General features: G+C 29.3%; 7 protein-coding genes. 6 read left to right on the plus strand and 1 reads right to left on the minus strand.

The window, feature by feature from the left end; translation table 11 throughout:
* The 6 genes from L866_RS0107635 to L866_RS0107670 form a co-directional block, all read left to right on the plus strand.
* Window positions 1-288, plus strand: a 288-nt coding sequence (locus L866_RS0107635) for an IS256 family transposase (RefSeq protein ID WP_025730728.1), incomplete at its 5' end; no start/stop codon positions are given.
* Between the two features lie 348 nt (window positions 289-636).
* Window positions 637-1,122 carry an NUDIX hydrolase gene (locus L866_RS0107640; protein ID WP_025730730.1) on the plus strand — a complete coding sequence of 162 codons (486 nt, stop codon included), beginning with the start codon at window positions 637-639 and terminating at the stop codon, window positions 1,120-1,122.
* An 841-nt stretch (window positions 1,123-1,963) separates the two neighbouring features.
* Window positions 1,964-2,698 (plus strand): ABC transporter ATP-binding protein, encoded by a 735-nt coding sequence (locus L866_RS0107650; protein ID WP_025730732.1) that lies wholly within the window; start codon window positions 1,964-1,966, stop codon window positions 2,696-2,698.
* Window positions 2,699-2,711: 13 nt separating this feature from the next.
* Complete coding sequence (locus tag L866_RS0107655; protein WP_025730734.1) at window positions 2,712-4,727, plus strand: ABC transporter permease; 2,016 nt, start codon at window positions 2,712-2,714, stop codon at window positions 4,725-4,727.
* A 132-nt stretch (window positions 4,728-4,859) separates the two neighbouring features.
* Window positions 4,860-6,419: a sensor histidine kinase gene (locus L866_RS09140; protein WP_025730736.1), complete on the plus strand. Its 1,560-nt coding sequence runs from the start codon at window positions 4,860-4,862 to the stop codon at window positions 6,417-6,419.
* Window positions 6,400-7,008, plus strand: a complete 609-nt coding sequence (locus tag L866_RS0107670; protein WP_025730738.1) for a response regulator transcription factor — start codon at window positions 6,400-6,402, stop codon at window positions 7,006-7,008. The genes L866_RS09140 and L866_RS0107670 overlap by 20 nt, the downstream gene beginning before the upstream one ends.
* Before the next feature lie 628 nt (window positions 7,009-7,636).
* Here L866_RS0107670 and L866_RS0107675 read toward each other — a convergent pair.
* A partial coding sequence (locus L866_RS0107675) for an IS256 family transposase (RefSeq protein ID WP_025730740.1) occupies window positions 7,637-7,912 on the minus strand: 276 nt, incomplete at its 5' end.

Below are 7,912 nucleotides of genomic sequence, written 5' to 3' on the forward strand. Positions count from 1 at the left end.
CGACTGATTACTAACTATATCAATCAAAGGAACTATGCAAAAGCCTGTGAGACTTTAGATAATGGCTTCGAAGATGCCTTCCAATACACAGTAATGGATAAGAGTCACAATCGTTTAAAAAGTACTAATCTTCTTGAACGATTGAACCAAGAAGTACGCCGAAGAGAAAAGATTATTCGTATTTTCCCCAATCGTGTGTCAGCCAATCGTTTAATTGGTGCTGTCCTGATGGACACGCATGACGAATGGATCAGTTCTAAAAGAAAGTATATCAAGTTTAACCAGTAAGAGAGTATAGAACATTGTACTAGAAACTTTTACACAAGATTATGGACTTGACTAAAATATATAGAAGCGAACGCGTAACTTATAAACGTTTTTAATAACTCTTATAAAAGATTATCGATTGAAGAATGAGTATCGTTAAATAAATATTGATATTAAATTATTTATTAATAATACAAAAGTAAATAAGATACATTAAATCAAAGAGAAATGATGTAATTTATTGTAGAGTGAAATAAAAATGAAAGTTTGTACGATCATTCGACCATTACTGCTTAAAATCCATTTAAAGTGAAATAAGGTTCCGTTATAATTAATAAGCTAATAAAAAGATGAAGAGGGGGAGATAAGATGCCATACGATTGCGGATTCATTAAAGATAATAAACGATTTAGATATCGTGCAGCGGCCATTATCATTGAAAATGATTGTGTCCTTTTTGCTGGAAACGAGAAAGACGACTATTACTACTCAATTGGTGGAGGCGTACATGTGGGAGAAACATCGGAAGAAGCTGTTTTAAGAGAAGTATTTGAAGAAACCGGTGTTCATTATGAGATTGATCGTCTAGCAATCATTCATGAAAATTTTTTTAGTGAGTCTACAGGCTCGCTACAAGGGCTAGATTGCCATGAAATCGCATTTTATTATTTAATGAAACCAAGAGGAACTCAGCAGCTTAATATCACTAGTTATACACAAGGGGTAAAAGAGAATATGTATTGGTTACCAATAGAAAAACTGAATGAATATAAAGCATTTCCGACCTTTATGAAAGATTATCTTTACGCTAAGCATCAAGCCATTACTCACATAATCACGAAGGAACACTCGTAATAAAAATTTGAGTTAATGATTGTTGACTGACTTACAGGTAATCAGGAATTCTTCGTTTAATAGCTTACTTCATTAGCTTAGATATTATATAAACGGATTTCAATAGGTTTTGAAATTTATGCTGATAACGAAAATAACACTAAAAGTCTAAAGTACAGTAGTTACAATGATAGTTAAAGGAATGGACAAGTAAAATGAGCGATGTTATAAAAGAATATTGGAAGAAATTTTGTCATGAAAAACAAATTAATGATAAAGTAAAATATGAAGCATGGAGCTTCGGTGATACTAAGCAAATGGCATTGGAAAAAAGTGCATGATCAATTCTTCGAAAATGAATATAAACAGTTTGGAAAAACTTTTTATGAGCAAGCACCAATGATGTGTGAAGTTTTTGAAAAGATATATTAAATAAGTTTTATTAAAGAACTAAAAGTCTAACTAAGAAGCTAATGATCTTTATAATACTTCAGAGAATAGGCTAATATAAAAGTGTTTTAGACTGAATTATCAAGAAAAACAAAAATATTAATGAGTCAGAATAAGACGGCTGCTATGAATGGCAGCAATTTTATATGGTAATTTATAGAGAAAAATTTAATTTATTTAGGAGTATGACGATAGGAATGACATTCTATCGTCTTTTTTTGTACCTAAAATAAAGACGTATCGGTCAATCGAATAATGGATTCAACTTGATAAGACAGCTAAATATTCAATAGAAGACATGGAGCGATTGAGAATTAATAAGTTCAATCTCTGATAAAATGTGCACAAAATACTCATTACGTATGGATGTGGTTTTGATAGATTAAAATTACAATAAAAAAGGAGTGATAACATGGCACAATTAACGATTCGTAATGTTAGTAAAGAATTCGGCGATAAAGGTAATAGCATTTTTGCACTTTCAAATGTCAATTTTGAAGTGGAAAAAGGCGAATTTCTTGCAATTATGGGAGCGAGCGGAAGCGGAAAAACAACTCTTTTGAACTGTATATCCACAATAGATAAACCTACAAGTGGTGAAATAAAATTTGAAAATTTTGATTTAGTTTCTGCTAGTGAAAACGAGTTGTCAGTGTATCGTTCAAAGAATATATCATATATTTTCCAATCGTACAATTTAGTTGATACGCTTACGGTGTATGAAAATGTAATTCTTCCACTTCAGATACAAGGTAAAAGAGTATTGGATTATATTAAAAAAATTGATGAAGTACTAAAAAAATTATCGATAGAGCAGTTAGTTAATCAGTTTCCAGATAAATTATCAGGTGGTCAAAGACAGCGGGTTGCCATTGCACGTGCGATGATTGATAATACGAGTATTTTGATTGCAGATGAACCAACTGGAGCGCTTGATACAAATAACTCAGAAAACTTACTTAAATTATTTTCTGAAGTAAATGAAATGATGAAGTTAACAATTATTATGGTAACGCACGATCCTAATGTAGCAAAATATGCCAAAAGAATTCTGATTTTAAAAGATGGTAAAATTCAAAAGGAAATTAGTTACCAAGGGAATAATCGAGATGAGTTTCTTTCTGAAATATATATGGCAATAAGATAGGAGTTGATGAAATATGTTGATTAAGTTGATTATTAGAAATGTAAATCGAAATATACAGACATATACGATTTATTTCCTTACATTAAGTTTAATATATTGTATTTTATATGGCTTTAATGCAATTCCTAATCATCCGATTATGAGTGGGAATGAAATAATACAGGATACGATGTTGAAAATAATGAGTCAATATATGGGGTTGTTTTCTTTTATTGTTAGCCTGGCTGTTTCGTTTTTAATAATATATGCTACAAATTTTGTTTTACAAAGAAGGAAAAGAGAACTGGGATTATATGCTTCTTTAGGATTGAAGAATAGTAAAATCGGATTAATTATATTTGGTGAAACATCATTGATAAGCTTAGGAGCGTTAGTAATAGGCTCTGTGATGGGACAATTTTTGCTGTTAGGGTTATCCTATATGGCAGGCAAGATATTTATTGTAAATGAACATATTGGATATTTTTTTATTGATAAATATTCATTAATAATTTTGGGAATAACTTACTTGCTAAGTGAGGTTCTGATTTTAATGTTGATTATTATACGTTTTAGAAAAAAACGAATTATATCATTGTTACAAGAAATGAATATTGAAAATAAATCCATCTTAAATAAATATCCTCAGTTAAAGCTTGTCATATTTATTTTTTCTGTGATGTTTTTTATATGGGTTGCTTATATTCTAAGAGAACCACACAATATTTTATTATTGAAAAAATGGTATTATGTAATCGTTCCGACTTTTTCAGCGGTGACAATTGCATTCTTTATAACATTAAATCAAACGATTTTAAGCATCTATCAAAATAATAAACATTTTTATTATAAAGGATACCGAACGTTTAAAGTGAGACAGCTCAGTTGTCAAGCAAATAAAAATTCAATTGCATTGGCAGTTTTATCGATGTGCTTAACTTTAGTCTTTACAATTGTGTTGCTAGGTGGAAGTGCCTATTCAACAATGAAGGATAATATTGCTGAGAGTACACCTTTCGATTTTACGATATCTAAAGGATATGATTTACCCTTCTATCAACAAGAAGAAGTAGATATTCTTAAGGTAATGGAAATGGAAGGACTTGATAAAGATAAACTAAGAGATACTTATCAGTTTAATATATACAATGCGCCATTTTTATATGACATATTATTAAATCGAGAAAAGCTATGGCAACATGATAAAGCTTTAATCAATTTTCCGGTTTTGATTCTTAAATTATCAGACTATAATAAGATTCTTGAAATGCAAGGAAAGAAAACTGTAGACCTAAGAGACAATGAGTTTATAATAAATGCTAACTATAAGGGAACAATAGAAATGGTGAAGGATTATATTAAAAGTAATCCAACTATTATTGTGAATCAGAAAAAGTTACATTTATCTAAGGATAGTTTAAGGTCTGAAGTATATTATATGACTTCAGTTGGTAATAATGATAGAGGAACATTTATTTTACCTGATAAATATGTGGAAGGATTAAAAGTTGATTCTAGCGTTTTGATAGGTGATTACAGTGAATCGACCGATCGGCTAACATTTGATAAATTTTTAGATGAATGGATTGAAAAGTACACTGTTAATGTTAATAATGAAGTTCACTATGAATACAAATATCAGTCGTCAAGTCGATTAACATCGATGTATACAGGCTTTATGGGTGTGTTGGTATTCGTGTTAATCTTTATTGGAATTATATTCCTAATAATTTCATTAAGCGTATTATCAATACAGGCTTCAACAGCAAGCATAGATAGTAAAAATAATTACAATAGTTTATCATTGCTTGGAACCCCTAATAATAAAATCAAAAGAATTATTTATGAAGGAAATTTTATTCATTTTATGATTCCATGTATACTTGCGATTCCTTTGGGTATAATATTTGCAAAGGTATGTATTGCCTTTTTTGCTAATTTTATGAATACAGTTGTTGTAATGAGATTTGAATATCTTATGTTTGTCTTTAGTGTTTTTAGCATTTATTTAATTTTTACAAATATGCTTTGTAAAAAAATAATAGAATAAAGGAAGGGAAACGATATGTTATTTGAAATTTTAAAAGAAACGTTGTCTTTTTATTTGCCAGTAGTTATATCATTTGTTGCTATAATAGGCCTTATTTATTTTTTGAAAAAAAGGAAAAAATAGGTGTTATAAGTGGAAAAAATTATTAATAAAATCAAGGGATTATATATTGGGATAATAATGGCTATTTTCCATCATTTATTAATAGGACTTTATATGTGGAAAATAACTAATTCAAGCTTATATGAAAGCAAAAATTTAGTAATCTTGCTCTGTGTTTTTTTTCTACAAATAACTTTATACGTAGTGTCGTTTATTAGGAGCGAAAATAAAAGATTGTTATCATATCTGAGTGCGACGATAGTTGCAGTAAGTTGGCAATTTTTGTCATCCATTTCTTCAAGTGATAGTTATCAACTTTTCCTAAATTCGTTAACTCCAATAGGATTATTTCTTTTAGTATTTAGTTCTGTTTCGCTGATAACCATTGGACAGGAAAGTATATTTAAAGAGTTATTTCAAGTGGTCGGTGGATTAGTGCTGTTGAGTTCAGTCGTATCAATTTTAAGTTCTAATCCACTATTTACACTTTTTACTAGTTCGTTTATTTTACTTTCTCCAATAATACTTCTTTTTATGTATAAAAAAGAAATTAGACATTTATCAAAATCGGTTAGGAATCGATTGAAGATATTTACATTATTATCATTAGCATTATTGATTGTAATATTTTGGACGAGTTTTCCACCGTTAGCTTGGTTTTTAAGTCTTTGTATTTTAATGCTTATTCTCCACTTTAAAATAATAATTGATATCATGCAGAGAAAGATAAGTCGAATTAAAGAAATCTATATTCAATTGGCTATAAAAATTATGGTGACTATATTCGTGGTGATTATATGCATGTCGGTGATACTACAATTTGACAATCAATCCAATTACATTTTAATTAATGGCATGGCATTGCTGCTATCTTTAGTTGGATTGGAAGTGGTATATTTTTTAGAAAGTCCTAAATATGATGAAGAGAATAAGCAATTAAAAGCTATTCTTATGAGAAAAAATACGATTGTTAAGGAATTGTTAGAAGATGAATTAAATAAGCAAGTGTTTTCAGAGTATTTACACAATGAGATATTGCAAAATGTTATCGCTATAAAAAATTTGTCATCATATAGTGATCAAGTAGATTTTAGAAATGAAATTCTATCAATAAGTCAAGATATGATCCATTCTATACGTGTAACATTAGATAGTTATCAACCTGCTTTAGATAAAAAACTTACATTAATAGACAATTACAAGAGACTAATAAACAGAGTTAAAACAAATCAAGCATTTAATGGAAGTTTAGAAGTAGATTTACCGAGTGAATTATATTTACCAAGACCTTATGATTTATTGATGTATCGTTTTTTAGAAGAATTACTGATCAATGCTTGTAAGTATGGAAAAAATAATATTAGCTTGAAAGTAATTTTTAAAAATCAAATGATTAATTTAATAATAAATAATGATATTTTGATAAAAGAACAACTTGTTGAAAGTAGCGGACATGGATTAGATTTTATAAACAAACGTCTTCAAGTATTAGGAGGAGAGATGACAATCAAGGAAGATGCAAATAAATTTAATGTCATTTTAAAACTTCCAATTGAAAAGGAGTTTTGTTATGAAGATTTTATTAATTGATGATCATCAATTATTTGCGAAAAGCATTAAAATGATTTTAGAATTAGATCAAGCTATTGAAAAAGCCGAAATAGTTTCCAATATTAATTCATTAGATTTTCCACTTAGTGAAAAGTATGATGTGATTTTAATGGATATTAATTTGTCTACTTTATACAAATCACATGGATTAGCATTGGCAGAAGAAATCCTAATTAAGGATCCAGAGTGTGTGATTTTGATATTAACAGGATACGCTAAATATATATATGAACAACAGGCGATAGAAATTGGAGCAAGCGGATTTGTAGATAAGAGTATTGAGCCCGAAAAATTAATATCGATTATTAAAAAGTTGAAAATGGGAAAGTCACATTTTACACATATAAAACAAGAAGATGGATCAATCGATCGATTATCAGATAGAGAAGTTGAGATATTACAGTATATTAAAGAAGGAAATTCTGTTGATGTAATTTGTCAAAAGCTTTTTATTAGTAAAAGAACTTTTTCAAATCATATGAATCATATTCTGTCTAAACTTTCAGCTGCTAATAGACAAGAGGCTGTTTTCAAAGCTGAAAAGTTAGGATACTTTGAACCGGGTTAAAAATTGATATAAATCATCCTTAAACTAAAAATAGTTATCAACTGGGATAAAATTTACTATTAAAATGACCTCGACATCAATAAGCTCAATGAATGGACTAGATCATAAAAAGAATTATGATTTTTCGTTGATCATACGGTTAGTAATTAGTTTTTAATGGACCATTAGTCATACGTTAACGGAAGTACAAAAAGACCTTTTTAATCAGAGTATTTCCTTATTGTAGGTAAGATGGGCTGGCTATATGAATGTTTTGTTATGAGAGAGCCGCTTTATTTAGTCGCAATAATTTTAGACAGAGCTTTCTTTTGGAAGCGTGAAGATAAGTGTTAAGAAATATTCAATATGTAATTTTGAGAACGTACTATTATGGTGTATTCTTTTGTCTTTTTGTCAAATAGGGCTAATGAGTAGGTGAAGTAATCAAACGATTACTTCGCCTCTTTTTTGATAAATCAGAGGATAAAATAGGCGACTGAATGGTTTTGAAAGTATTCATCATACGAATTTAATTCCAATTAAATTATCGGTTTTAGAGGTTAAAATAATATTTTATGACTTTTGAAAACAGTTAAATCAGTCAAGTCCATAATCTTGTGTAAAATACTATACAATGTTCTATACTCTCTTACTGGTTAAACTTGATATACTTTCTTGTAGAACTGAGCCATTCGTCATGTGTGTCCATCAGGACAGCGCCAATTAACCGATTGGCTGACGCACGATTGGGGAAAATACGAATAATCTTTTCTCTTCGGCGCACTTCTTGGTTCAATCGCTCAAGAAGATTGGTGCTTTTTAATCGATTGTGACCTTTACCAATTACTGTGTATTGAAAGGCATCTTCGAAGCCATTATCTAAAGTCTCACAGGCTTTTGTATATTTCCTTTGATCGATATAGTC

Source organism: Atopobacter phocae ATCC BAA-285 (genome assembly GCF_000526675.1).
Classification (GTDB): Bacteria; Bacillota; Bacilli; order Lactobacillales; family Aerococcaceae; genus Atopobacter; species Atopobacter phocae.

Excerpts from the sequence above, each read along its gene's own strand:
- L866_RS0107650 (WP_025730732.1), top strand. The coding sequence starts at position 1,964 with ATGGCACAATTAACGATTCGTAATGTTAGTAAAGAATTCGGCGATAAA.
- L866_RS0107640 (WP_025730730.1), top strand. The coding sequence starts at position 637 with ATGCCATACGATTGCGGATTCATTAAAGATAATAAACGATTTAGATAT.
- L866_RS0107670 (WP_025730738.1), top strand. The coding sequence starts at position 6,400 with ATGAAGATTTTATTAATTGATGATCATCAATTATTTGCGAAAAGCATT.
- L866_RS0107655 (WP_025730734.1), top strand. The coding sequence starts at position 2,712 with ATGTTGATTAAGTTGATTATTAGAAATGTAAATCGAAATATACAGACA.